This window comes from Motiliproteus coralliicola (genome assembly GCF_003345655.1).
Classification (GTDB): Bacteria; Pseudomonadota; Gammaproteobacteria; order Pseudomonadales; family Balneatricaceae; genus Motiliproteus; species Motiliproteus coralliicola.
The window spans coordinates 687858-711539 of sequence record NZ_QQOH01000002.1 but is presented as its reverse complement, the minus strand read 5'-3'; the positions used below and the strand labels follow the sequence as shown (position 1 = coordinate 711539).

24 protein-coding genes are annotated in these 23682 nt (G+C 58.5%); 10 read left to right on the top strand and 14 right to left on the bottom strand.

The window, feature by feature from the left end:
• Position 1 precedes the first annotated feature (1 nt).
• Positions 2–865 carry an SDR family oxidoreductase gene (locus tag DV711_RS10185; protein WP_114695547.1) on the top strand — a complete coding sequence of 288 codons (864 nt, stop codon included), beginning with the start codon at positions 2–4 and terminating at the stop codon, positions 863–865.
• 70 nt (positions 866–935) lie between these two features.
• Here DV711_RS10185 and DV711_RS10180 read toward each other — a convergent pair whose 3' ends face one another.
• Positions 936–1943, bottom strand: a complete 1008-nt coding sequence (locus DV711_RS10180; RefSeq protein WP_114695546.1) for a nucleoside recognition domain-containing protein — start codon at positions 1941–1943, stop codon at positions 936–938.
• A gap of 172 nt (positions 1944–2115) precedes the next feature.
• On the opposite strand from DV711_RS10180, the gene DV711_RS10175 reads away from it, so the two are divergent.
• The 3 genes from DV711_RS10175 to DV711_RS10165 all read left to right on the top strand — a co-directional run bounded on the left by DV711_RS10175 (position 2116) and on the right by DV711_RS10165 (position 4190).
• A complete protein-coding gene (locus DV711_RS10175; RefSeq protein WP_114695545.1) occupies positions 2116–2580 on the top strand; it encodes an Lrp/AsnC family transcriptional regulator in 465 nt (154 codons plus the stop codon).
• Positions 2581–2715: 135 nt separating this feature from the next.
• Entirely contained in the window at positions 2716–3252 is a 537-nt protein-coding gene (locus DV711_RS19680) for a pilus assembly FimT family protein (RefSeq protein WP_114695544.1), read from the top strand.
• 383 nt (positions 3253–3635) lie between these two features.
• Positions 3636–4190 (top strand): PEP-CTERM sorting domain-containing protein, encoded by a 555-nt coding sequence (locus DV711_RS10165; RefSeq protein ID WP_165840069.1) that lies wholly within the window; start codon positions 3636–3638, stop codon positions 4188–4190.
• A gap of 515 nt (positions 4191–4705) precedes the next feature.
• Here the strand turns inward: DV711_RS10165 and DV711_RS10160 are convergent.
• The 8 genes from DV711_RS10160 to DV711_RS10125 all read right to left on the bottom strand — a co-directional run bounded on the left by DV711_RS10160 (position 4706) and on the right by DV711_RS10125 (position 13849).
• Complete coding sequence (locus DV711_RS10160) at positions 4706–5764, bottom strand: formate dehydrogenase subunit gamma (RefSeq protein ID WP_114695542.1); 1059 nt, start codon at positions 5762–5764, stop codon at positions 4706–4708.
• Positions 5765–5950: 186 nt separating this feature from the next.
• Entirely contained in the window at positions 5951–6550 is a 600-nt protein-coding gene (gene fdh3B, locus DV711_RS10155; protein ID WP_114695541.1) for a formate dehydrogenase FDH3 subunit beta, read from the bottom strand.
• A 15-nt stretch (positions 6551–6565) separates the two neighbouring features.
• On the bottom strand, positions 6566–9454 hold the full coding sequence (locus DV711_RS10150) for a formate dehydrogenase subunit alpha (RefSeq protein WP_114695540.1): 2889 nt from the start codon (positions 9452–9454) through the stop codon (positions 6566–6568).
• 55 nt (positions 9455–9509) lie between these two features.
• Positions 9510–9740, bottom strand: coding sequence for a twin-arginine translocation signal domain-containing protein (locus tag DV711_RS10145; protein ID WP_114695539.1), 231 nt, complete (start codon positions 9738–9740; stop codon positions 9510–9512).
• A 108-nt stretch (positions 9741–9848) separates the two neighbouring features.
• Positions 9849–10496, bottom strand: a complete 648-nt coding sequence (locus DV711_RS10140) for a TorD/DmsD family molecular chaperone (RefSeq protein WP_207802597.1) — start codon at positions 10494–10496, stop codon at positions 9849–9851.
• Positions 10496–12466, bottom strand: coding sequence for a 4Fe-4S binding protein (locus DV711_RS10135; protein ID WP_114695538.1), 1971 nt, complete (start codon positions 12464–12466; stop codon positions 10496–10498). The genes DV711_RS10140 and DV711_RS10135 overlap by 1 nt, the downstream gene beginning before the upstream one ends.
• Before the next feature lie 194 nt (positions 12467–12660).
• A complete protein-coding gene (locus DV711_RS10130; RefSeq protein ID WP_165840068.1) occupies positions 12661–13242 on the bottom strand; it encodes a DUF3306 domain-containing protein in 582 nt (193 codons plus the stop codon).
• On the bottom strand, positions 13235–13849 hold the full coding sequence (locus DV711_RS10125) for a DUF3305 domain-containing protein (RefSeq protein WP_207802596.1): 615 nt from the start codon (positions 13847–13849) through the stop codon (positions 13235–13237). Before DV711_RS10125 ends, DV711_RS10130 begins: the two co-directional genes overlap by 8 nt.
• A 397-nt stretch (positions 13850–14246) precedes the next feature.
• Here DV711_RS10125 and fdhD point away from each other — a divergent pair, with 397 nt between their 5' ends.
• Together fdhD and DV711_RS10115 are read left to right on the top strand one after the other, a co-directional pair.
• Positions 14247–15125, top strand: a complete 879-nt coding sequence (gene fdhD / locus DV711_RS10120; protein ID WP_114695536.1) for a formate dehydrogenase accessory sulfurtransferase FdhD — start codon at positions 14247–14249, stop codon at positions 15123–15125.
• Positions 15122–16060, top strand: a complete 939-nt coding sequence (locus DV711_RS10115) for a helix-turn-helix transcriptional regulator (protein WP_207802595.1) — start codon at positions 15122–15124, stop codon at positions 16058–16060. Before fdhD ends, DV711_RS10115 begins: the two co-directional genes overlap by 4 nt.
• Here DV711_RS10115 and DV711_RS10110 read toward each other — a convergent pair.
• A complete protein-coding gene (locus tag DV711_RS10110) occupies positions 16026–16982 on the bottom strand; it encodes a DMT family transporter (RefSeq protein ID WP_114695535.1) in 957 nt (318 codons plus the stop codon). The two genes, DV711_RS10115 and DV711_RS10110, sit on opposite strands and share 35 nt — an antisense overlap.
• 134 nt (positions 16983–17116) lie before the next feature.
• Between DV711_RS10110 and DV711_RS10105 the strand changes: the two genes are divergently transcribed.
• Positions 17117–18022: a LysR family transcriptional regulator gene (locus DV711_RS10105; RefSeq protein WP_114695534.1), complete on the top strand. Its 906-nt coding sequence runs from the start codon at positions 17117–17119 to the stop codon at positions 18020–18022.
• A gap of 164 nt (positions 18023–18186) precedes the next feature.
• Positions 18187–18789 carry a nitroreductase family protein gene (locus DV711_RS10100; protein ID WP_114695533.1) on the top strand — a complete coding sequence of 201 codons (603 nt, stop codon included), beginning with the start codon at positions 18187–18189 and terminating at the stop codon, positions 18787–18789.
• A gap of 79 nt (positions 18790–18868) precedes the next feature.
• On the opposite strand, the gene DV711_RS10095 is transcribed toward DV711_RS10100, so the two are convergent.
• From DV711_RS10095 to DV711_RS10080, 4 genes are all read right to left on the bottom strand, one after another.
• Complete coding sequence (locus DV711_RS10095; protein WP_114695532.1) at positions 18869–19207, bottom strand: DUF2956 domain-containing protein; 339 nt, start codon at positions 19205–19207, stop codon at positions 18869–18871.
• 112 nt (positions 19208–19319) lie between these two features.
• Positions 19320–19946, bottom strand: coding sequence for a class I SAM-dependent methyltransferase (locus DV711_RS10090; protein ID WP_114695531.1), 627 nt, complete (start codon positions 19944–19946; stop codon positions 19320–19322).
• Positions 19947–20224: 278 nt separating this feature from the next.
• Positions 20225–20755: a cytochrome b gene (locus tag DV711_RS10085; RefSeq protein ID WP_114695530.1), complete on the bottom strand. Its 531-nt coding sequence runs from the start codon at positions 20753–20755 to the stop codon at positions 20225–20227.
• Between the two features lie 15 nt (positions 20756–20770).
• Positions 20771–21337 (bottom strand): NADPH-dependent FMN reductase, encoded by a 567-nt coding sequence (locus tag DV711_RS10080; RefSeq protein ID WP_207802594.1) that lies wholly within the window; start codon positions 21335–21337, stop codon positions 20771–20773.
• Between the two features lie 155 nt (positions 21338–21492).
• On the opposite strand from DV711_RS10080, the gene DV711_RS10075 reads away from it, so the two are divergent.
• Entirely contained in the window at positions 21493–22428 is a 936-nt protein-coding gene (locus tag DV711_RS10075; protein ID WP_114695701.1) for a LysR family transcriptional regulator, read from the top strand.
• Positions 22425–23081 (top strand): DsbA family protein, encoded by a 657-nt coding sequence (locus tag DV711_RS10070; protein WP_114695529.1) that lies wholly within the window; start codon positions 22425–22427, stop codon positions 23079–23081. The genes DV711_RS10075 and DV711_RS10070 overlap by 4 nt, the downstream gene beginning before the upstream one ends.
• Positions 23082–23682 lie beyond the last annotated feature (601 nt).

Here is a 23682-nt window from a genome sequence, read left to right as displayed (position 1 = left end):
CATGAAAATCGCGATCACCGCCGCCAACGGTCAGCTTGGCCGGGCCATCATCCGGGCCTGCCAAGCCCTACAACGAGAGCAAGGCTCAAACCTAGAGCTGATCGGCCTGGCCCGGAGCCCGGACAAGGCCCTGGATCTGGGGATTGAAGTGCGTCCCGGCAGTTATGACGAGCCGCAACAGCTGCGCCGGTCGCTGCAAGGCGTCGACTGCCTGCTACTGGTCAGCGGCATGGATGCGCCGGAGCAACGGATTCAGCAGCACCGCAATGTGATCGAAGCGGCCAAGTCCGCCGGAGTGAAAAAGATCGTCTACACCAGCGTCCAGGGCGCCGAGACGAGCACCAGTTTTTCACCGATCATCCAGAGCAACCGTCAGACCGAGCAGGATGTCAGAGAATCTGGGCTGGAGTGGGTCATCGGCCGAAACGGGATCTATATCGAGCCGGATATCGACTACCTCGACAGCTACAAACAGCTGGGAGCAATCCGAAACAGCGCCGCCGAAGGCCGCTGCGGCTACACCACCCGCGCCGAGCTGGGCTATGCCTACGCCCGGCTGCTGATCGAACCCAGCCACAACGGTCAGACCTACAACCTGCATGGCGAAGCGCTATGCCAGCAGCAGCTTGTCGACTATCTGAACCAAACCTTCGACACCGGGCTAACTTACGAGCCGATGAGCGACGAAGCCTTCGAGGCGGACCGACAGCAGGAGTTGGGGGAGTTTGTCGGCAGCATCATTGCCGGCATCTACCAGGGCATCCGGCTGGGCAAGTCCGACAACCCATCCCAGTTCGAGCAGGCCGCCGGTCGGCCCCACCTCAGCTGGGATAGCTACTTTGCCGCACTGGCCGCACCGAAGTAACCACCACAAAAAAGCCCCCATGGCATCGGGTGCCAAGGGGGCGCTAACTCTAGATCGGACAGGCTAGTCGTTAAACGCTGGCCTTTGGCTGCTCCTCACGGATCGAATAGAACAGGAACCGTTCCTGGAAGCTATCGCTGGTGCGGTAGATCAGGCGGGTCATCACCGCGACAAAAACCAGACTGAACACCAACCGGGCCCAGAGTACCCCGGACAGGTCGGCGCCGAGCAGCAGTACCAGCAGGGTGTCTTCGATCAGGCTGTGGCACAGACTCAGCAGGCACAGGGCCGAGAACACATCCCGGCGACTGATCCGGCCGCTCTGGGCCTCGCGGATCAGCAGCCCGCCGCCGAACGCCAACCCCAACGTTATGCCGATAATGGTCAGCGAGGTCGCCTTGGGGCAGATCCCCAGCAAGCGCAGTACCGGTTGCAGCAGCCAGATCATCAGCCGCTCGATATGCAACCAGCGCAGCAACCGCAGCAGTGTGATCAGGGCGCTGATGATCACCACGATCATCGCCAGACTCTGAACCTGGGCGATCAGCCAACCCTGCCAACTGGTGTCCACCGGCGGCGGCGTCCAGGTCAGCTCCACCGGTTGCTGCAACCAACCGCCCCAGCTGTAGAACTGGTGCAGCAAGATGCCGAACAGCAGTGCACCACCAAGCCGGATTCCCAACGCCACCGCCAGCCGCATCCCGGCTTTCTGGGCGATCCGAACCTCCACCGGCAGCGCGTGGGCGATCAGCATCATGCCGCAGAGCACGGTCACCTGGGCCACCGTCAGCGATTCCTCCGGCGCCATCTGGTAAAACACCAGCATCCCGGCGTACATATTACTGAGCAGGTTGGCGGTCCAGACTAGCCCCATCGACTCCGGCAGCCCCACTAGACTCATCATCGGTTCCAGCAGTTTGCTCAGATAGGGGATCGCCCCCAACTCTTCGAGAATCTTGACGATGATGATGATCGGAATCATCAGCTTGAACAGCGTCGCGCTGACATCATAGATCTCCTTCACCAGGCTCGGCACGGTGTCATGGATAAAGCCATGAAGGGTCAATTTGGTGGACATCGGATAGCCTCGACAACAGCGGGTTCAATAGAAACTGAAGGCTGTTAGTCTAGCCACTCCGTTTGTTCTATGATTTCTTTATTTCCCAGATAACATTTACTAAATTATTCATTTTTCCTTTTAAGGAAAGATATGAAAATAATTAACCTAAATTTTAGAAATTATATTAATCATGGATTTTGACCGTATCGATCGCCGCATTCTGGATCAGCTCCAGCGCGACAACCGCATCAGCAATCAGGACCTGGCCGAGCGGGTCGGACTGTCGCCACCGGCCTGTCTGCGTCGAGTCAGAAAATTACGCCAGAGTGGTGTGATCCTCAGCGATGTCGCCCTGCTCGACCCCATCAAGCTGGGCCAACTGTTCAATATCATCGTCGAGGTGGAGATGCTGCGGGATCAGTTGGACGTCTACGACGCCTTCGTTCGCAAGATGCAAGCCGCCCCCGAAGTCAGCCAGTGCTATCAGGTGACCGGCGAGATCGACTTTATCCTAGTGGTCCAGGTGCCCGATATGCAGGCCTACGAGGCCTTCTCCCGTCGTGATCTGTCCAGCGACCCGCTGCTGAGTAAATTCCGCTCGCGAATCTCGCTGCGGCGGGAGAAGTTCGACACCACCGTGGCGATCGCTACCTGACCACCGAACAGCTATATTCCATTTAATTTATGTAACAGAGGATATCAAAAACTGTTTCTTTTTTAGTCGGGCGGGGTATGCTACTGGCTTGATAAATCAGTAAAAAATGCTGATCCGACAGCCAACCTTTCGACGATGAAGCCACAACCCCGACCTCAAGCCGGTTTTACCCTGATCGAACTGATCGTGGTGATCGCCCTGCTGGGCATACTCGCCGCGGTGGCCCTGCCCCGCTTTGCCGATCTGGACCGCGAAACCCATATCGCCAGCCACGAAGCGACGGCCGCAGCCTTTGCCACCGCGGTGAATCTGGCCCGGTCCAAATGGGTGTCGTTGGGGGCTCCCACGGAGATGGAGGGACGCAACGATGTCCAACTGCACGGCAGCGGCACCGACGGTCAGATCGACTTCAATGCCCAGGGCTGGCCAGCCCAGAGCTATGCCGGCTCGGATGTGGTGATCAACGCCGACAGCGCGGCGGACTGTGAAGATATCTGGCCAGTGCTACTCAACAGCAGCCTTACCGCCTCCCGCAACGACACAACCACCGATTACGGCGTCACCCGTGAAGTGAATGATGTCTGCATCTATACCTATCGGGCGCTTGATGGGTTGTCGTTTCGGTATGAGACGCTGACTGGGGAAGTAGTAGTGACTAACCAGACTGACTGAGAACACACCACCTCTTCAGGTCATAGGTTCATGATATTCGATATTTCTCGCCCGAAACCAATGTCTCATCCATCACAGAAAGCTCCGATCAAGCTTCTCGTTACAGCAAAAGCCAAAATGCGGATCTGACCGCTGATCTATGCGGTCGGCTACAAGACAAGGCGGTACGAAGAAAGCTACCTCACCTCTTCCCCTCACCAATTTCTCCACTCTCTATCAATAGATACGATCGGCCCCCATGGGTACAACCTAGTGTCGAAAATCTTTACAGAAGGTTCATTGATAAAAAACAAATCATTTTATATCAACGAGTTAGAACAAGGCATGTTTTTTGCTTTAAGCGAGCCATCAAATTAATCATCTTCATGAAATGGATATCTAACATGAAAAAAATATTAGGCTTGCTAGCACTGTTGTTCGTGGCGAACCCAGCGAACGCAATCTTACTTGATTTTGAAGATAGCGCGGATCTAGGCGTAACCCTTGGCGGCGATATGACATGGAATAGCGTTGGTGGTGGCCATTTGTACAACGAAAGTTTCAATAATGACGACTACATTATTTTCTCCACTGAAACCTATGTGAATAGCTTCGAGATGAACGCTATGCCTTGGGAAAACTACGGAGGAGGAACTATTGGTCTGATCGATATTGCGGGTTTAAACAATGCCAACCAAACCGTTTGGTCAGCCACTGTTGATTTGAGGAACTACACGGATTGGAATAATTGGTACACGGTGACTGTTGAATCTGCCAACATCATGACTCTCGCCTTCATGGCACCGGGTCTAGCTCCTCACAACAACGGCTTCTGGCCAAGTGTTGATAACTTGGTCATCAACGAGCAATCCCAAGAGATTCCAGTTCCATCAACTATTGCTCTGTTCTTCTTAGGTCTAGCTGGGTTAGGTTTCGCTAGAAAAAAGAAAGTTGTATAAAGCCTAACTACTCGCTTTAGCTCAATAGCCTCGAGAGATCGAGGCTATTCCAAATACAAATATCCAACCACCCTTCAGTCAGCTAGTTGTGGTTTAAATCTGTTATTCGGGCTATTGGACCTTAACAACAGAATGTTAACCTAGTTTCTTCCCCCCCATTTCTGCTGTTTCCAGAAAAAAACACATAGGATACCCAGCTCTGACTCACGGCGGGTTAACGCTTTCCCGTTCACCATTACAGAGAAAAAAAGCGCAGCCCATCGGGCTGCGCAAAAGGTGAGATCCACGGATCTACAGGGTCTTAAGCTGCGGAACGATAGGAGCCTCTATCATTCCACCTAACGTCCTCCGCCAAAGACTCCGGCCTAACTGTCTCAGCACCTCAGTGCGTCGTTGAAAGCGTGCTCAAAATGCTCATTTACACGAGTAAACTGCGCTTTTTCGCCCTCTCTCGCCTAACCCTGAGGCACTGACCCTAGTTATGCCGAAGCCTTTCCAAATTGGCAATCGGTCGGTTAGTCGTTGGCCTTGTCCTCTGAGGCGTCGGTCTTGATCTGTTCATACCAGAGGTCGTGATGCTGTTTGGCCCAGGTTTCGTCGACCTGACCAGTGGTCATCCCCTCCAGCGCCCCTTCGGTGCCGACGCTACCAATATAGGCGTGGGCGGTGGCACCGCAGATCAGCACCAGCGCCGAGACGGCATGGAACAGGTTGGCGAGCTGGAAGTCATCGCGGTTGTCGAAGTAGGCCGGGAAGTCGAGTACCAGCCCCGATAGCATCAGCACCACCCCACCCAAGAACAGCACCCAGAACCACAGTTTCTCGCCGCCGTTCATATAGCCGGCATGAGGGTGTTTACCCTTGATCATGCCACCGCCCTGCAGGAACCACTGGATATCGGTGATAGTCGGCAGGTTGTTAGCCAGCCATTTCACCAGCATGATCACCAGCAAGATCGCGAACAGCACCCCCAGGTAGTTGTGCAGCAATTTGCCCAGCGACATATAGCTACCGAACGCGCCCTTGCCCATCAGCTCAGGCAGGAAATGGCGACCATAGAGGATGCTGAGACCGGTGATGGTCAGCACGATAAACAGTCCCGCCACGGTCCAGTGCAGGTAGCGGTCGACCCTCTTCCAGCGCTCCACCGTCCGCCCACTGCGGGGCGAATCCAGCTTGTTGGCACCAAACAGCAGGTAGACCAACACCAGGCCGACCAGCGTCACCCCCAGCGCCCAGGCACCGTAGGTTTTGATGGTATCGTTACGCAGCAGGCGCCAGTCTTCACCACTTCGGTTGATCAGCACCCCGGCTTCATCATGTCGGTGGGTTGAATAACCACTCTCGCCACGGGTGACCTGACGCCAGTAATCAGCGCCTCGATTACCCGCGGAAGTGCCGGTTACCGCCCCGGCCATCGCGCTAGCGCTATTGGCCGTGTTGGCCGCTTGAGCCGCCTGCACCGCGCTGGTTATCCCCAATAACCAGACAACCAGCACGGAGAACAGCACCGCCATCAGGCTGTGGTTAAGCCAACCGGGCATCGCCTGCATCGGTTGATGTTTCAGATTCATAATGACCTCTGACTGCGCGCCCAACTTCTCCCCAAAATCAGGCACATTTTAACTGGTCAGTAGAAACGCGTGACCGGGTTCCCGTCCTTCAGAGACTCCACCGGCCTAAACCAATGGTGGCACCTCCCTGTGCCGCTCTAATCACCCGGCAGCCGCCGCAGCCAGGCGATAGAACCCGGTGTTGGATCAGCGCTTTCTACCGGCGGCGTTATAGGCCAGGTTCTGGCCCCAGGCGCCCTTGTTGGACCCCCGCGCGATAATCCGTTCGCGGTAGATATCAGAGACGTCATTGGCGTCACCGGCCAGCAGCGCCTTGGTCGAGCACATCTCGGCGCACAGCGGCAGCTTGCCTTCGGCGATCCGGTTACGACCGTACTTCTCGCGCTCGGCAACGGAGTGATCTTCCTCCGGACCACCGGCACAGAAGGTACATTTGTCCATCTTGCCGCGATCGCCGAATGCCCCTTCCTGCGGGAACTGTGGCGCGCCAAACGGACAGGCGAACAGGCAGTAGCCGCAGCCGATACAGGCGTCCTTGTCATGCAGCACGATGCCGTCGTCGGTCTGGTAGAAGCAGTCGACCGGACAGACCGCCATACAGGGCGCGTCGGTACAGTGCATACAGGCCACCGACAGACTGACCTCGTTGGGCTCGCCGTCGTTAATGGTTACCACGCGGCGGCGGTTTACACCCCACTCCACCTCGTGCTCGTTTTTACAGGCGGTGACACAGCCGTTGCACTCGATACAGCGCTCGGAGTCACACAGAAACTTCATTCTTGCCATGGTGTTGATCTCCTCTTAGGCCACGCTGATCTTGCACATCGAGACTTTCGATTCCTGCATCTGGGTCACCGAGTCATAGCCGTAGGTCATGACGGTGTTGGCAGATTCACCCAGTACATAGGGATCGGAACCTTCGGGATACTTACTGCGCAGATCCTTGCCCTGATACTCACCGGCGAAGTGGAACGGGATAAAAGCCACGCCCGGTTTGACCCGCTTGGTCACCAGCGCCTTGACCTTGATCTTCGAGCCCTCAGGGGTATGCACCCAGACCTGACCACCGTCGCGGACGCCATTGTTATTGGCATCGACCGGGTTCAGCTCGACGAACATCTCCTGCTGCAGTTCGGCCAGCCAGGGATTCGAACGGGTCTCTTCACCGCCCCCCTCGTACTCGACCAGACGGCCGGAGGTCAGGATGATCGGATACTCCTGGGAGAAATCCTGGGCCTGAATCGAGCTGTACTGGGTCGGCAGACGGTAGTGGGACTTGCGATCCTCGTAGGTCGGGTAGTCGGCCACCAGGTCGCGACGGGTGGAGTACAGCGGCTCACGGTGCAGCGGCACCCGATCCGGGAAGGTCCAGACCACCGAGCGGGCCTTGGCGTTGCCGAACGGCGCACAACCGTGGGCGATGGCGACCCGCTGAATACCGCCGGACAGGTCGGTCTTCCAGTTCTTGCCTTCGGCCAGGGCCTTCTCTTCGTCGGTCAGGTCGTCCCACCAGCCCAGCTTCTTCAACAGCTTGTCGTTGAACTCGGGGTGACCGTCCTTAAGCTCGTTGCCCTTCGGATAGGAGCCTTCGGCCAGCAGGTTCTTGCCTTCGAACTCGACCCCGAAACGGGCCCGGAAATTCAGCCCGCCCTTGGCCACCGGCTTGCTGGTGTCGTACAGGATATGGGTGCCCGGGTGTTTCATCTCCGGGGTACCCCAACATGGCCACGGCAGCCCGTAGGTTTCGCCGTGGGCCGGACCACCGGCTGCTTCCAGGGTGGTGTAGTCGAAGGTGTGCCAGTTCTGCTGGTGCGCCTTCATCCGCTCCGGGCTCTGACCGGTGTAACCAATAGTCCACATGCCGCGGTTGAATTCGCGGGTGATATCCTCGATCAGCGGCTCCTCACCGTTAACCTGGATGTTCTTGAACAGCTGATCGGCAAAGCCCAGCTTCTTGGCCAGCTTGTACATGATCACGTGGTCGGGACGGGAGTCGAACAGCGGCTTGATCACCTCGTCACGCCACTGCAGCGAGCGGTTGGAGGCCGTCACCGAGCCGTAGGTCTCGAACTGGGTGGTGGCTGGCAGCAGGTAGATGCCGTCCTTGCGATCGGGCAGCACTGCGGAGGCGGTCGGATAGGGGTCGACAATGACCATCATATCCAGCTTCTCCATCGCCTTTTTCATGTCGGCACCCCGGGTCTGGGAGTTCGGTGCGTGGCCCCAGAACACCATCGCCCGCAGGTTGTCCTTCTGGGCGATATTGGCCTTGTCCTCCAAGACACCGTCGACCCAGCGAGAAACCGGGATGCCCTTGGTGTTCATCGGTTTGGCCGGTTTGCCCTTGGCTTTCTCGTAGCTGTCCTGGTCGAAGCGGGACGCGACCCAGTCGTAATCCAGGCCCCAGACCTTGGACCAGTGCTTCCAGGCACCGCCGGACAGGCCGTAGTAACCCGGCAGGGTATGGGACAGCACACCGAAGTCGGTGGCACCCTGGACGTTGTCGTGGCCGCGGAAGATATTGGCGCCACCGCCGCTGGTGCCGATATTGCCGAGCGCCAGCATCAGCGCGCAGTAGGCACGGGTATTGTTGTTACCGGTGGTGTGCTGGGTACCGCCCATACACCAGATCACGGTACCCGGCTTGTTGGTGGCCAGAGTCTTGGCCGCGGTACGCATCTGCTCTTCGGACAGGCCAGTGACCCGCTCGACTTCGGCCGGGTTCCACTTCTTGACCTCTTCCTTGACCTCGTCCATGCCGAACACACGCTGGTCGATATACTGCTTATCTTCCCAGCCGTTCTCGAACACATGCCACAGCAGGCCCCAGATCATCGCCACGTCGCTACCCGGACGCAGCGGCAGGTGCTGGTCCCCCTTGGCGGCGGTACGGGAGAAACGCGGATCGGCCACAATCAGCTTGGCCTTGTTGCGCTCCTTGGCGTACAGCAGGTGCTGCATCGCGATCGGGTGCGCCTCGGCCGGGTTGGAACCGATCAGAATCGCCGACTGGGAGTTGTGGATATCGTTGAAGCTGTTGGTCATCGCCCCGTAGCCCCAGGTGTTGGCTACACCGGCTACCGTGGTGGAGTGACAGATCCGGGCCTGGTGGTCGACGTTGTTGGTGCCCCAGAGCGCGGCAAACTTACGGAACAGGTAGGCCTGCTCGTTGTTGTGCTTGGCCGAGCCGAGCCAGTAGACCGAATCCGGACCGGATTCGTCGCGGATCTTCTGCATGCCGTCGCCGATCTCGTTGACGGCGTCTTCCCAGGATAGTTTCTGCCACTTACCGTCGACCAGCTTCATCGGATATTTCAGGCGACGCTCGCCGTGGCCGTGCTCACGTAGCGCGGCACCCTTGGCGCAGTGGGCACCACGGTTGAACGGGTGATCGAAGGCCGGCTCCTGACCGGTCCAGACCCCTTTCTCGACCTCGGCGTATACCCCGCAGCCCACCGAACAGTGAGTGCAGATAGTGCGTTTGACCTCGGGCTTACCGGGGCCTGCGGAGGCCGGTGCGCTGGTGGCCTTGGCCTTGCGCATCATCGGCGGTGCCAGCATACCAGCGGCCGCGATACCCCCGGCGGCGATACCGCTGCGTCCGAGGAAGCTACGGCGGCTCAGGCCGGTCTGGCTCTGTTCTTTATCAGAACTGCTGTCGGACGTGGATTGTTTGGGCGTTAGTCTCATGGTTGTTCCTCGCCTACTCCTGATTTTTGTTGTGCCTGTCCAGGCCGGATCTCATTCAGATCCGGGCGCTGTCGTAATAGGCGCGAACATGGTCGGTTTTCTCGTAACCCTGGCTCTTCTTGGGCTGCTCGGGCTGATCGCTGTTGATATCCACAGCCTCGGCGGCGGCTTCACCGGCCACCGTTGCCACGGCAACGGCACCACCGGCGGCACCCAGGGTTTTGATGAACTGACGACGGGAGTTGTCAGCCTCCGGTTTTGCGACATCCGCTTTGGTTCTACTCATCCCCTTCTCCTTGCTCTTTTTTATCGGTTTTCTTGTTTCGTTTTTCTTACTTCAGTTTTTCAATAAGTAGCGCTTCGTGTTCACGGGATTCGTCGCATTCGAAAGTCGTCAGCGACGGCTGAACAACAACGCTTCCTGTTCGAAAAACAGCTCGGCAAATCGACCCACCGCGCTGTAGAAATGAGCGGTCTGGCTATGCTGCAGATCCTGGCTGAATCGACGCCACCAGGTGGCCAGATGGCGCTCGAAAAACTGCTGCGCCGGGCCCTGGTCACCACCGTTCTGATCCGGGCTGACCAACATCGCCATCACCTGGCAGAGCGCGGCGATATGATCCTCCGGCTCGCGCACCTCGGGATCGCGCTCGATCCCCAGCGCATCCAGATCGTTGCGCAGCTCCACCAGCGGCTTCTCCATCAGGAAGCCGGTCAGGTACCAGGAGCCGTAAGGCAGCAGCTCACCGCGGCCGATGCCGATAAACAGTTGGTGGTATTCGTCGCTAACCTGGTCCGGATCGGCGCGACCAGCGGCCATCTGCAATACGCTCCAGGCCTCGCGCATCGACGACTGCGGATCGTCGATCAGCTCGATCGACTGCAGCCAGCTCAGCAGTTCTTCGGTGGGTGCCTGGGCCAGCAGCGAGCCCAGCAGGGCGTAGGCATCGACGCGGAACAGATCCAGCGGTGAGAGCTCGTTGCCAGCAGGGCTGTCTTGAATTTGGACGGTTTCGATGGCACTGGTCGCGATATCGTTCATCAGTGCACCTCCAGGCTATCGATGCTTGAAACGTTGCCTTCATTTTTGTCACGGCCATTCAGCGGCTGATCGTTGTCCGCCTTGCCCGTCTCAACGGTCAAATTGAGCTCGTCGTCATGCTGCTCGCGCCCCTTGGCGTACTCGAACAGATCGCCTCCCGGGTCCTTCTGCACCATGTCGATCACGCGACAGTCTTGGCACATCTCCAGCCGTTTCAGTCCGGCCTCGTCGAACATGCTGTGACCGGCCAGTTTCTTGATCATCAGACTGACCACGCTCTGGGTCGCGAACGGCTTGTTGCAGCGGATACAGTGGAACGGCTGCTCCTCCTTCAGCACCCGAGGCCGGGTGCGAGTTTCGGGCTCGAGCAGGTAGCGCGGTTGCAGGTTCAGCACCGATTCCGGGCAGGCCTGGGTGCAGAGGCCACACTGAACACAGGCATCCTCGTTGAAGCTCAGGCGGGGCGTATCACTGGCGCTGGTCAGCGCCTTGGCCGGACAGATCGTTACGCAGGACATACAGAGTGTGCAGTCCTGCTCGACCAACTCCAGATTGCCGAACGGCGCACCGTTGGCCAGGGTGACGCTCTGGGTTACCTCAGCCTGTTGGTCGAGCTGCTGTTGGTATAGATGACTCATCGCCGACGAGATTTGTTGCCGCTTGTCGGCCTGCAGATCGATCTGGGCCATCGGCTCGATCGAGGTGTCGGTGCCGGTGGCTGTCTGACCGGCTTCGCTGAGCAGCTGCTCGGGGGACAGACAGCGAACCTGGGCAGACAACGACAGTCCTTCCAGCAATCGGTTGGCAGTATCCAACTCGCCGGCCAGCGCGCTTTGGGTCGCCTCCGGCAACGGTTTACTGGCCAACAGGGTCACCGACTGAGCCCCTAGCGCGATTGCCGACAGCCACAGTTCCAGCCCGGCGCTGGCGACCTCTTCCAGCTGCAGCGGCAGGTAGTGGCCAGGCAGCTGTTCCAGCAGCTTGGACAGGCCGCTCGGCTGTCCGCTTTCGGCAAGCGCCGCATCGTGCAGCAGCAGTTGCGGCCCGGTACCACCCTGCTCCCGGTACTGGCGCATCAGCCGCTGTAGGCTGTCGAGCACCAGCGCCGGTCGCGGGAAGCCGTAGCGGATCGCCGAGGTCGGACAGACGGTGGCGCAGGCGCCGACGCCGTGACAAAGATGGGCATCGATCTGAACCCGACCGTCGATCACCGAGATCGCATCGGCGGCGCAGACATCCAGACAGCGGTTGCAGCCGTTCAAGTTGCTAGCGGTGAGGGCACAGGCTTCCGGGTTGACCTGGAAATATCGGGGTTTGTCGAAGCTGCCGCTCAGTTGCGGCAGTTCGGCCAGCGCCTGCTGATAGCCGGTGTCATCAGAAACATGAAAATACCCGGCCGGTTTCAGCTCCACCGGCAGTGAGGATTCGGCACTCAGATCCAGCACCAGATCGAACTGCTCCGTGCCGATCGCCAGTGTGGCCAGATTCTGGGCCGTGCCGTCCACATCGACCAGTACGGCGAACTGGCCCAGATAGCCGCTGATCGAGGTCAGCGCCAAACGATAGAGGTAGAGATCCGGTGCCAGCTCGGCCGCCTGCTCCATCTCGATGGTGATGCGCTGGGGCATCGCTTCGGTCACCAAGGCGGTAATCGAAGCGCCCCCTTCTGCTTTGCTCTCACCACGGCTCAGCACATCGGCTGCCATGCGGATTCGGTGTTCCGCCCCCAGGATCAGCAGCCGTCCCTTCGAACTGAACTCGACACCCGGCGCGGCCAGGTTGATCGCCGGACTGACCATAGCCATCGCCCGCGACCGGGCCTGCCGGTTGCGTTGCTGCTGGTCTGCGTCGATACCCTCGCTCATTGCCTGGGTCATTAATGGGGTGCTCTTATCCTCTGCCTTCGAAGTCGAAGGCTGCGCCGAGTCGGTCATGGCCGCCGGTCGTTTATCGTTATGATTCACACTCATCGCACTGTGATCTCTGTTTATCGGTGCAACCGCTGCACCAGTTTTTATTGGAAAATACCCACCTGTTTACCAAGGTGATCCAAGCCAGAACCGGATTGGTCAGATCCGGCGGGGCAAAATGTCCCTACGGCTTTCAAGGCTTAGTCAAAACGTCCTTTTGTCCGGTGATGGACTTGTCGGGTTACTCGCATTCGCTACTCCTCGCATTCTCCTAGCTCCTCCTCATCGTCAGCCCCGCAGTCCTGGCCAGAATCGTTTAGATCCGACTCAGGCTCGGCCTCTGACGCCATCGTGGAAGGAGCAGTGCTCGCTTCTGAATCCCCATCGACAAGCGCAGCCTCGAAGTCCTGTTTCTGCTTCTCGGCCCACTGTTTCATCTGATAGGTGACGGTGTCGCCCAGAGGGATAAAGGTGCTGTAGTCCTCGTCGTACTCGTTTAGGCCATCGCGGATATTGAATTCGGGCAGGTGGAACAGCTTTCGCAACGCCTGACGGCGCAGCTTCTCCGACACCCCTTCGGACAGGAAACCGCTGAAATCGGAGCTCTCGTCGAGGCTCTCTAGCGAAGGCATATCGGCATCGGTGAGAGGTGGCTGCTCGACTCCAATAGCCTGTTCGTCATTGTCTACTTCAGCCACATCGGCGACGTTAGAAGAAGCCAACTCAGTGGTGCTTTGCTCAGGCTCTACCTGAGTTTGAGACTGGGGCTGCTGTTTTAAGCGTGACCAGCGACCCAGAAAGCCTTCGTCGGTGCTGTCCTTGGTATGTTCAGCCACGAGCACCTCCCGTAGAACCTGCCCCCTGACTTTTCCCAGCACCCTTGCGGCGACCATGGTGACGGCGCTTGCTCTTACCCAGTTCCATCTCCGGCTCACCGTGACGGCCGATAAAGCCTTCGATCCAGCACTGCACCGCCTCGGGCATCGGGATCGAATAGACATCCTCTTCACCACCATCCATATAAGAGGAGGCGACATCCTGGCTGGCGGTGAGCAGATAGGGCTGCATCAACTCGTCCTCTTCGGCGCAGACGATAAACAGCCGGGGGTCGTGGGAGCTGATATTGAAGCGATAGGCGGCACGCTCGTCGCGGAACAGCTCCAGCGACAGGCCGTGCCAGCAGTAATCGGTGCTGGCGGGTTGATCGCCGGGTTGCTCTTCAAAACCCAGCTGATCGCGAACCTGCTGGCGATCACTCAGACAGCGAAGTGCCGACCAGTCGTCGACCTCCCAGAGCCCCCGTTCGATGGTGCGCTTTCGCAACACCACCTGCATCGGCCAGACATCGCCCGCCTGATCGCTGCCCCGACCAGATCCGACTAGATCAGAATCGCTGTTATGAGATTGGATGGCTGCCGTTTCGGCTACGGGTGTTTCCGGCATCTGCGTTTAAGCCCCCTGCTCGCTTATCGCTGTTCTTATTCGCAGCCGGGTAATCCCCGGCGCGGGTTTCGGGGAGCCAACGCAATAAATGTTCCATCGCTCGCAAAGCCACCAGCCATGGGCTGCCTGAGAGCAGGCCCGACTTATCCAAGTGGGCAAAAAGAAAATAATCCCCAATTCGGGGACAAAAAGACCCAGCGAGACCGCAAGGCTGCGGACATTTTGTCCCGCTGAGAGGAGCGGCGATTCGGGTAAAGCTCGGTCCAAGCTCGGTAAAAGCCCGCTTCAGCCCGACAAACCCTCACCTGTTCCGGCTCAGGCATAGAACTTGCTCAACCCCGTTATGGGCCAGTCAGAGCCACACCACCATCGAGCCGCCAGGAGTCCGCAAACCGCTATGAACAGTTACCAACCGCTAATGAGTCAGGCCGGTTTTCTCAACACCCATCAGGTCGAAGCCTGGGACGAACAGGGCAACCGGCGCGAGCTGTCGATCGCCGGCGAGTCACCGCTGACGATCTACCTCGACAAGAAGGAGGTGGTGACCCTGATGACCCTGGGCAGCCGACCGGAACTGCTGACGCTGGGCTATCTGCGCAATCAGGGTTTTATCGACTCGATCGAGCAGGTCAAAGCGATCCAGGTGGATTGGGAGGTGGAAGCGGTAGCGGTAGTCACCCACGAGGGGGTCGAAGGACTGGAGCAGAAACTGCAGCACCGCACCATCACCACCGGTTGCGGACAGGGCACCGTGTTTGGCGGGCTGATGGAGAAGATCGACCAGATTCAACTACCCGATGTCCGGCTGCCGCAATCGCAGATCTACGGCCTACTCGACAGCCTGCGGCAACAGAACGAGATCTATAAACAAGCCGGTGCCGTACACGGCTGCGCGCTCTGTCAGGGCACCGAGGTACTGAGTTTTGTCGAAGATGTGGGCCGTCACAACGCCGTCGACACCTTGGCCGGCGAGATGCTGCTTCAACGTCGTCAGGGCGACGACAAGATCTTCTACACCACCGGCCGGTTGACCTCGGAGATGGTGATCAAGGTGGCACAGATGGGGATTCCGATTCTGCTATCACGCTCCGGGGTGACCCGGATGGGGATGGAGCTGGCCCGTCAGGTAGGTCTGACTCTGATCGGTCGTGCCAAGGGCAAATCCTTCCTGGTGTTCAACGGCCAGCAGCGGATCGATTACGACCAGAAGCCGGAGCCGATGCCCCACTCCCAAAAAAGAGGCCAAAAGCGCGGCAGCAAGGAGGCCAGCCCATGAGTACCACCCTGACCCGCGTGCCGCCTAGCGACAGTGTCGGCCAGCAACCGCCCCGGTTTATGAACATCCGTCAGGTGTCGGACTACCTGCATCTGAACGAGAAGAAGATCTACACCCTGGCCAGCGAAGGCCAGATTCCGGCCACCAAGGTCACCGGCAAATGGCTGTTCCCGAGGGACCTGGTGGACCAGTGGCTGATCGAATCCAGCCACGGCGGCGTGCTGCTGGACCGACTGATCATCGCCGGCAGCGACGATCCGCTGCTGCACCGGGCCGTCAGCCAGGTGGCACGAAAAATCCAGACCAGCGCCATCGTCAGCTACTCCAGTACCGGCACCCGGCTGGGGCTGTCCCAACTGGCACGGCAGCGAGCCGATGTCTGTGCGATCCACTGGGGTCCGGCCGAAGAGAGCCACATGCGCCACCCGGCCCTGCTCAGTCGCCACCGCCAGCACAGCAAATGGGTGCTGGTGCACGCCTTCAAACGCGAGATCGGCGTGATCGTCACCCCCGACACCCGACTGAAATGGCAGACTATTCCGGAGCTGTTCGGCGCCGGACTGAGCTGGTCGTTACGCCAGGACGGCACCGGTTCGAGCCGATTTATGGAGGAAGCCCTGAGTCACTGCGGCATGAAGCTGGAGCAGCTCAATCAGGTCGAACAGGGCCTGACCGAACGGGAGATCGCCTCCCAGATCGCCATGGGGATTGCCGAAGCCGGACCGGGCGCACGCAGCACCGCGGCCGAGTTCGGGCTCGACTTCGTCTCGATGGGTTGGGAGTGTTTCGATCTGGCGCTGTATCGCGGGGTGTTCTTCCGCCACCTGTTCCGGGAGCTGATGCAGCAACTGGAAAGCCCGGAAAGCCTGCAGCAGGCGCAACTGCTGGGAGGCTATGACTTCAGCGAGACCGGCAAGCTAGTGTGGTCGTCTTGACCGACTTGTTGGGATTGCCAGCAGCTATCCCCTCTCGCTGGACCAGCAGCATGGCCAAGATCACCAGCAGGATGCCCGGCAACAGGATCCATTCGAACACTTCGCTACCGCGAACCAGCTCGATCAACATCACAAACAGCGGCGTCAGGAATCCGTAAGACGCCACCTGGGTCGGGCCGAGTGCGACGGTGCCGAACTGCAGCAGAAAAAAAGTCACCAGAGTGGTGAACAGCGCCAGATACAACACCCCGAGGTAAACCCCGCCCCGAACCTGCCCCCAGGCGATCTCATCCAACGCCGGTAGCGACAGCAGCAGCAACCAGACACTGCCGATCGAAATCACCCAGAAGGTCATCACCTCCATCGGCTCGCCGGAATAGAACTTCTTGATCAGCGGGTTGTAGGCGCCCATGAACAAGCAGCCCAGCAGGAACAGCCAATCTCCGCGGTTGAAATCGAACCCGAGCAAGGCCTCGAGATCCCCGCGAAAGACGATCCATATCGCCCCCAGCGTCCCCGCCAGCAACCCCATCGCGCGGCGGCCGGGGGTGGCCTCGCGGTGAATCAACCACAGGAACACCGCGGTAATGGCCGGCACCATGGTATAGATGGCCCCGGTATTGAGGGCACTGGTGTGACGAAGCGCGGCAAACATGCACCAAAAAAACACCACCAGCGGAATGCTGAGTACCGCGTACTGCAGCAACTTACCGCGGCTGGGCAGACGCCGACCATGTTTCAGCAACACATAAGGCAGGAACAGAATCGCCGCCAACACAAAACGGATCAGCATCATCACTTCCGGCGGCATGCCGTCCGTAATCGCCGCCCCCACCGGAAACGAACTGGCCACCAACACCACCATCAGCAACATCAGGCCATGAACATAGATCACCGGATAACCGCGAGCGGTGGGTTGCATCGTATCTCTCCTGTAATCGGTTTAACTACTCGATAGCGACAGAATAATTTGTATCGGCAAGAACGATAATCTACTGTTTCGAGAACTCTTTGTTGAGCCATAGTTAACAGTAAAATGAGCTACGGTCGAAAACGATGAATCAATTTGGCGCAATTCCAGTCTTTGTCGCGGTGGTGGAGTGCGGGGGCTTTTCTCCAGCCGCCCGGTTTCTGGGCATCTCAAAGTCAGCAGTCAGCAAACGCATCACCCAGCTCGAAGAGCAACTAGGGGTCAAACTACTGCACCGGACCACCCGCAAGCTCAGCCTCACCGAAGCCGGCGAGCACTATCTGGAGCACGCCCTGAAAGCCAACAACGCGGCTCGGGATGCCGAGGACGCGGTCGCCCAACTCCAGGGTGAGCCCCAGGGCCGGCTGCGGATCAACTCGCCAATGTCCTTTGGCCGCTTGCATATGGCGCCGATGATTCCGGAATTTCTGAAGCGCTATCCCAAAATCAGCATCGACCTGGTGATGGATGACAAGGTGGTCGACCTGGTCAGCAGCGGGTTTGATATTGCGATACGATCCGGCGAGCTGGCCGACTCCACCCTGATTGCCCGCCGACTGGCTCCGCTGAACAGTGTCCTCTGTGCCTCACCGGACTATCTGGAACAGCACGGACACCCCGAGTCCTTGGACGACCTGCTACAGCACAACTGCCTGTCGTTCAGTTACTCCGACGATGTCAAAGAGTGGACCTTTATCAAGGCGGGCAGTCGTCACCAGGTGCTGGTATCCGGCAACTACCAGGTCAACAACAGTGAAGCGCTTCGTGATGCGGTGTTGCAAGGGCTGGGGATCGCCCGACTGCCGACCTTTGTGGCGGGGCCGGATATCAAGGCGGGCCGGATTATCCCGCTGTTTAGCGATTACCAGATGCCGGCTCAGGTCATCAATGCGGTGCTGATCGAACGCCAGTATATGCCGGCCAAGGTCCGCGCCTTCCTCGATTTCTCAATCGACTACTTCGGTGGCGATATCCCCTACTGGGATCGTTAGAACCTCAACGCTGTTCAGCCAGCCAACTCTATTTGTTCACTTTGGCTCAACACTGTATTTCAAATTTCCTGGATTATCACAAATAGCACAACAATCTAAGCTTTTCTCGACCTCGCCGCCTAATCAATGCAAGCGGCTAACGAACCAAGCTTCAGGGAGTTGTTATGAATCTATTCACCGCCATCGAACAGCGCCGCGCCGTCAAACACTACGATCCTGAGGGATCGGTCAGTGAAGCGGCTTTCAACCAGATCATGAATGCGGTTCTGCTGTCACCCACGTCGTACAACATCCAACACTGGCGCTTTATCCGGGTCACCGACCCAGAGATCCGCGAGCAGATTCAAGCCGCCGCCTGGGGGCAAGCTCAGGTTACCGAGGCGGCCGAACTGATTATCCTGTGCGCCGATACCCAGGCCTGGCGTCGTGATCCGCAACGCTACTGGGCCAACACGCCAGCCGAGACTCAGGCGGTGATGCTGCCGATGTTGGAAGCCTTCTATGCAGGCAAGGATCAGCTGCAACGGGACGAGGCGATGCGATCCTGCGGCATCGCGGCCCAGACCCTGATGCTGTCGGCCAAAGCCCTGGGCTACGATACCTGCCCGATGATCGGCTTCGACAACGAGCAACTCGCTGAGATTATCCATCTGCCGGAGGGGCACCTGATCGGAATGATGATCACCCTGGGCCCAGCCGCCCGCGCCGCCAACCCGCGCGCAGGACAACTGCCGCTTGACGAGCTGCTACGGGAAAACCGTTTTTGAGAGCAAGTACTTACATTGCCGCTACCCAGCGAACGTGCCTGCCAAGCAGGCACGATAGGTTGCGGAAATCGATGAAGAATCAGGCGCTAGCGCTAAGCACCAGATAGGCGGCAAAGCCGATCCAACTGACCACCAACAACCCCCAGGCCAGCTTGCTTTGTTGGACGATGACTTCGGGGGCGGGGGTGACGACCTCGGTGGTTGTCGCCGAGGCCTGGGTCTGCTGCAGTTTACGCTTCTGCTTATCCAGCGCCCGGGCCTTCTCCTTGTGGCGCTTCTTGTACTCTTCGATCCCCTTCTGGATCCCCTGGGCGATCAGCTTGGTCTGCTCTTTGGTCTGTCCGGGGCGCTGGGTGGCTTTAGCGACCTGCATCGCTTCTTCGACCACCTGATCCGAGACTTTGTGTTTCTTTGCCATTCTGACTCCTTAATTTGGCGGCATTATCTCACGCTTGGAAGGCCAGCGACCAAGTCTATCGATGCCCTTGATTGATCGGCTTCAGAGGCTCCTCAGATATATCGGTTTGGCGTCAGTTTTTCCGGGCGATGATGAATACATCAATACCCTGTACCCCATGATGCCACTGACTCTGAATCGTAAATCCCGCCGCTGTGATCTCCTGCGCCCACTGCTGCTCCGTCATCACGAACACGTCCGGCATCAACCCGAGTCGCTTGCCGATGGGCGCGATAAAGCGGATGAACCGGAAGTAGGAATTTCCCAGGCAGCCCGTGCTGCTGATAAAGGTCCCGCCAGGTTTGAGGATTCGGGCTACTTCATCAAGCACCGCCCGGCGATCCGGTATCAGATGAATCACGTTTAATCCCAGCACGGCGTCCAAACTTGCGGTCTCGGCCTTAAACTCACTTAGGGTTGCGCGACTGAAGGTAATATTCTCAACCGCGGCGTTTTTCGCCTTCTCACGACCGATCGCCAGCATCGCCTCGGAGATATCCAGCGCATCGATATGCCGAACGTGTGGCGCATGGTGGATGGCGGTTGTACCTGTCCCACAACCGAATTCCAGAATATCCATGTCGGCCGAGAGATAACGCTGCGATTCGGACAGTTTTCGCTGATACACCGCTTCATCGGGTACCGGTTTCTTGGCGTATTTCTCGGCCACCCCATCCCAGAATTTATCGGACTGATTCACACAAGCTCCTTCTACACTCACCACCTGACGCCGCCAGAAACACCTCACGTAAAGTCCAGCTAACGTGTCAGATTCAAACGACTCAGGGATCGATAATGCAGCAACCGACAGAATCACGCCAGGCAGGCTCCATCTAGCTAAACCAATCGAGTCCCCCCAATCGGCGAAAGACTGAAAGCGGTTTCTTAGCGGCGAAGATCTGGCACAAAAAAAGCGGCTCCGAATGAAGCCGCCTTTAATCGTTTAGAACAGTCGTTAACCGAGCGTTTTGCTGAAACTCAGACCATCCGCCCCAGCACGTCGTTCTCGGGCGCATCCAGCCAGCGGTGCTTGATCACGCCGGCGATATGGAAACCCAACGCGCCAATCATCACCCAGCCACCGATCTCATGAATCAGGTGAAACACCCCACTCCAGTACTCGCTCTTTTCGGTGATATCCGGCACGGTGATCAGGCCGAACAGCTCAATCCCATGGGAGTATTCATAGAACGAGCTCATCAGGTAGCCCGATACCGCCATCGCCACCATGCTCAGGTAGAGCAATGCGTGCATCGCGTGGCTTAGCTTCTGCTCCCAGCTGGCCAGCCCATCGGGCAAGGCCGGAATCTGGCTACGCAGCCGGGTTGCCACCCGCACCAGGATCAGCATCAGTACGATAAAGCCGAACGCCTTATGGGCCGGGTAGAGGTCATACTTATCCGGCGCATCGTCAGGAATACCGGTCATGTATAAGCCCACCGCCAGCAGTCCGATAATCATCGCCGCCATCGACCAGTGCAGCAGTCGCATCGACAAAGAGTATTTCATCCCCAGCAGCCTCCGTTACGCCAACTTCTGAGCCATCTGGGCGATCTGCGCCCCCAGACCTTTAACCCGCTCGGCGGTCTCCGCATCGCTCAACTGACCCTGCTCATCAAAGGCCTGGTAAGCCGAAGGCACAGCGACCTGATTGGGGCTGACAGTAACACCGAGGTTAAACAGCACGTCGCGGGCATGGACCAGGCCACGGATGCCACCCAGGCCACCGGGTGAAGTCGCCATGATACCGGCCACCTTGTCGGCAAATGCCGGACCGATATCGGTTTGTGCGGAGGGGCGAGACAACCAGTCAATCGCATTTTTCAGCACCCCGGAGATCGATCCGTTATATTCCGGGCTGGCCAGCAGGATGCCCTGGCTCTCGGCGAACTGCTGCTTCAGATCGTTGACGATCGCCGGAACACCTTCGGCTTCCAGATCTTCAGAGAACAGCGGCATCGGGTAGTCGGCCAGGTTGATCACGCGGACCTCGACGCCCTGCTCACGGGCACCTTCGGCGGCGATCTCCACCAGTTGCTGATTGAAAGAGTTGGCCCGCAGGCTGCCGGACAAAGCGATTAACTGGGTCATATTGATCTCCAAGCTGTTGTTTGGGTCTTATGCAACAGGATGTTGCTGAAGTTGGAGCCAGTATCACCAATTCAAATTTGAAGAAAAACAACCTCTGTGCAACTCTTATGTGCATATACGCACAGAACAAAATTCCAATGGCAAAAAGTAAACCGATGACTGAACAGAAAACCGATTGGAACGATATTCACGTCGCCTTCCAGGTGGCCAACCACGGCACCCTCAGTGCGGCCGCCGAGGCATTGGGGGTGCATCACAGCACCGTGCTCCGCCGAGTCAACGCACTGGAAAAGCGGCTTGGCACCCGGCTGTTCCACCGCCATCCTCGGGGTTACACACCGACAGAAGCGGGAATGCTGCTGACCCAGGTGGCGGAAAACACCCAGGCCGGCTTTGACCGTCTGTTGGGCAAGCTGCAAGGCACTGATACCCAGCTCAGCGGCACCTTAGTGGTCACCACGGTTAACAGCATGATCTCGAACCTGATGCCGATGCTGGCCGAGTTCCAGCAGCTCTATCCACAGGTCCGGCTCGAATACGCCGCCGATAGCCGGATTATGAAGCTCGAATACGGCGAGGCCCACGTCAGTATTCGCCCCGGCACCCGGCCCACCGATCCGGACTATGTGGTGCAACGTCTGGCCGAAGGCGCCGCCAGCATCTATGCCGATGACGCCTATATCGCCCAGCACGGGCTAATGGAGAGCCTCGATGATATTGAAGGCCATCGTTTTATCCGCACCGTCGCACCCTACAGCATGATTGCGTTTATGGAATGGATGAATAAGACCGTGCCGGATTCGCAGATTAGCCTGCGGGTCAACGACCTGATGGGGTTTATTCCGGCGATCCGGGCCGGCTTCGGCGCCGCCCCGCTCCCCTGCTGGATGGCCTCGACCGATCCGAGCCTGAAACCATTAATCACCCCGCCGCCAGAGTGGACCGGGCCGATGTGGCTGGTAACCCATGTCGATCTGCACCGATCCAGCAAGGTTCAGGCCTTTACCCAATTCCTGAAGCAGCGAATCCAGCAAGAACAATCTAGGCTGATGGGGCTGCCACCCAGCCAGTCACAAAAGGACACCCCATGAGTACGCTCTCCAACTCCGGTCCCGTCGCAACGCTGTATTACATTCACGACCCGATGTGTAGCTGGTGCTGGGCGTTTGCGCCGGGCTGGCAGCAGATCCGCAGTCAGCTACCGGAGTCGGTCAAACTGATCAAACTGCTGGGTGGCCTGGCACCGGATTCGGACCAACCGATGGCGCCGCCGATGCAGCAGTACCTGCAGCAGACCTGGCAGCGGATTCAGCAGCAGGTACCGGGCACCGAATTCAATTTCGAGTTCTGGCACCAGTGCCAACCCCGCCGCTCCACCTACCCAGCCTGCCGCGCCGTGATCGCCGCCCAACGGCAGAACCCGGACGACCCTGAACTCGATGAGCGGATGACCCGAGCGATTCAACAGGCCTACTACCTCAACGCTCGTAACCCCTCCGACGACGCCACCCTGATCGCCTGTGCCGACAGCCTGGGGCTGGATACCGAGCGCTTCGCCGCCGACCTGAATAGCCGACAAACCCAGGCGATGCTGGAACAGCAGATCCGCCAATCGGTCGAGCTGGGGGTGCAAGGCTTTCCCAGTCTGGTGTTGATCAAAGAGGGTCGCCGAATCCCGATCCCGATTGATTACCGCAACCCGGCCATCAGTTTGGATGCCATTACCCAGATGATAACGGTATAAATGGTTATTACTTTCGCTTGAAAGGCGAGCCCTGAAACCGCGGGCTCACCCTTCAAGCGCCTCGTCTATCAGCCAAGGGCCTGGCCACTCCATCGACCGTGCCGTTTCCTCAGGATTCTCCACTGTCCGTCCCCAATCCCTCCTGATCATTCACCCCCCGATAAGATTTTTTCAAAAACTGCCTACTTAACGACCAATAAGGCACGGTTATTGCGATACCCCAGAATGGCCGTCGAACCCTTCGACTCACCAGGCGGCCCAAGGAGATGCGATGACCTGACCCCCCTGCTCCGTCCGGAGCCCTCAGTAAACCAACCTATAGACGCCAGCGACCGGAGTATTCCGGGGTCTGCGGATGCGCCGTGCCGGCCAGATCCGCCCCCGCCAACCCCGGTGTGTTCAACCATGGGCTTTAACCGCCCGGTGGGGTTTTCGTGCGGCCAACGCCCTCCGATTCGACCTGTCACCGGACAGAACCCAAGCGGCAAAGCGGCTGACGTCAATCGGCAACCACAGGCAGGACCTTGCCGCCGTGATTTTGATCCGGCCGGGCAGGTTTTCTTGCGTCCTGACGCTGGGCCCGGATGGCCCAACGCAGGCC

What these genes read in the sequence shown, in the direction of transcription:
- fdhD (WP_114695536.1), top strand. Translation starts at nt 14,247, where the DNA reads ATGAACAGTTACCAACCGCTAATGAGTCAGGCCGGTTTTCTCAACACC.
- DV711_RS10085 (WP_114695530.1), bottom strand. Translation starts at nt 20,755, where the DNA reads ATGAAATACTCTTTGTCGATGCGACTGCTGCACTGGTCGATGGCGGCG.
- DV711_RS10145 (WP_114695539.1), bottom strand. Translation starts at nt 9,740, where the DNA reads ATGAGTAGAACCAAAGCGGATGTCGCAAAACCGGAGGCTGACAACTCC.
- DV711_RS10070 (WP_114695529.1), top strand. Translation starts at nt 22,425, where the DNA reads ATGAGTACGCTCTCCAACTCCGGTCCCGTCGCAACGCTGTATTACATT.
- DV711_RS10180 (WP_114695546.1), bottom strand. Translation starts at nt 1,943, where the DNA reads ATGTCCACCAAATTGACCCTTCATGGCTTTATCCATGACACCGTGCCG.
- DV711_RS10075 (WP_114695701.1), top strand. Translation starts at nt 21,493, where the DNA reads ATGACTGAACAGAAAACCGATTGGAACGATATTCACGTCGCCTTCCAG.
- DV711_RS10110 (WP_114695535.1), bottom strand. Translation starts at nt 16,982, where the DNA reads ATGCAACCCACCGCTCGCGGTTATCCGGTGATCTATGTTCATGGCCTG.
- DV711_RS10140 (WP_207802597.1), bottom strand. Translation starts at nt 10,496, where the DNA reads ATGAACGATATCGCGACCAGTGCCATCGAAACCGTCCAAATTCAAGAC.
- DV711_RS10080 (WP_207802594.1), bottom strand. Translation starts at nt 21,337, where the DNA reads ATGACCCAGTTAATCGCTTTGTCCGGCAGCCTGCGGGCCAACTCTTTC.
- DV711_RS10095 (WP_114695532.1), bottom strand. Translation starts at nt 19,207, where the DNA reads ATGGCAAAGAAACACAAAGTCTCGGATCAGGTGGTCGAAGAAGCGATG.
- DV711_RS10160 (WP_114695542.1), bottom strand. Translation starts at nt 5,764, where the DNA reads ATGAATCTGAAACATCAACCGATGCAGGCGATGCCCGGTTGGCTTAAC.
- DV711_RS10175 (WP_114695545.1), top strand. Translation starts at nt 2,116, where the DNA reads ATGGATTTTGACCGTATCGATCGCCGCATTCTGGATCAGCTCCAGCGC.
- DV711_RS10125 (WP_207802596.1), bottom strand. Translation starts at nt 13,849, where the DNA reads ATGCCGGAAACACCCGTAGCCGAAACGGCAGCCATCCAATCTCATAAC.
- fdh3B (WP_114695541.1), bottom strand. Translation starts at nt 6,550, where the DNA reads ATGGCAAGAATGAAGTTTCTGTGTGACTCCGAGCGCTGTATCGAGTGC.
- DV711_RS10105 (WP_114695534.1), top strand. Translation starts at nt 17,117, where the DNA reads ATGAATCAATTTGGCGCAATTCCAGTCTTTGTCGCGGTGGTGGAGTGC.
- DV711_RS10115 (WP_207802595.1), top strand. Translation starts at nt 15,122, where the DNA reads ATGAGTACCACCCTGACCCGCGTGCCGCCTAGCGACAGTGTCGGCCAG.
- DV711_RS10185 (WP_114695547.1), top strand. Translation starts at nt 2, where the DNA reads ATGAAAATCGCGATCACCGCCGCCAACGGTCAGCTTGGCCGGGCCATC.
- DV711_RS10165 (WP_165840069.1), top strand. Translation starts at nt 3,636, where the DNA reads ATGAAAAAAATATTAGGCTTGCTAGCACTGTTGTTCGTGGCGAACCCA.
- DV711_RS10100 (WP_114695533.1), top strand. Translation starts at nt 18,187, where the DNA reads ATGAATCTATTCACCGCCATCGAACAGCGCCGCGCCGTCAAACACTAC.
- DV711_RS10150 (WP_114695540.1), bottom strand. Translation starts at nt 9,454, where the DNA reads ATGAGACTAACGCCCAAACAATCCACGTCCGACAGCAGTTCTGATAAA.
- DV711_RS10135 (WP_114695538.1), bottom strand. Translation starts at nt 12,466, where the DNA reads ATGAGTGTGAATCATAACGATAAACGACCGGCGGCCATGACCGACTCG.
- DV711_RS19680 (WP_114695544.1), top strand. Translation starts at nt 2,716, where the DNA reads ATGAAGCCACAACCCCGACCTCAAGCCGGTTTTACCCTGATCGAACTG.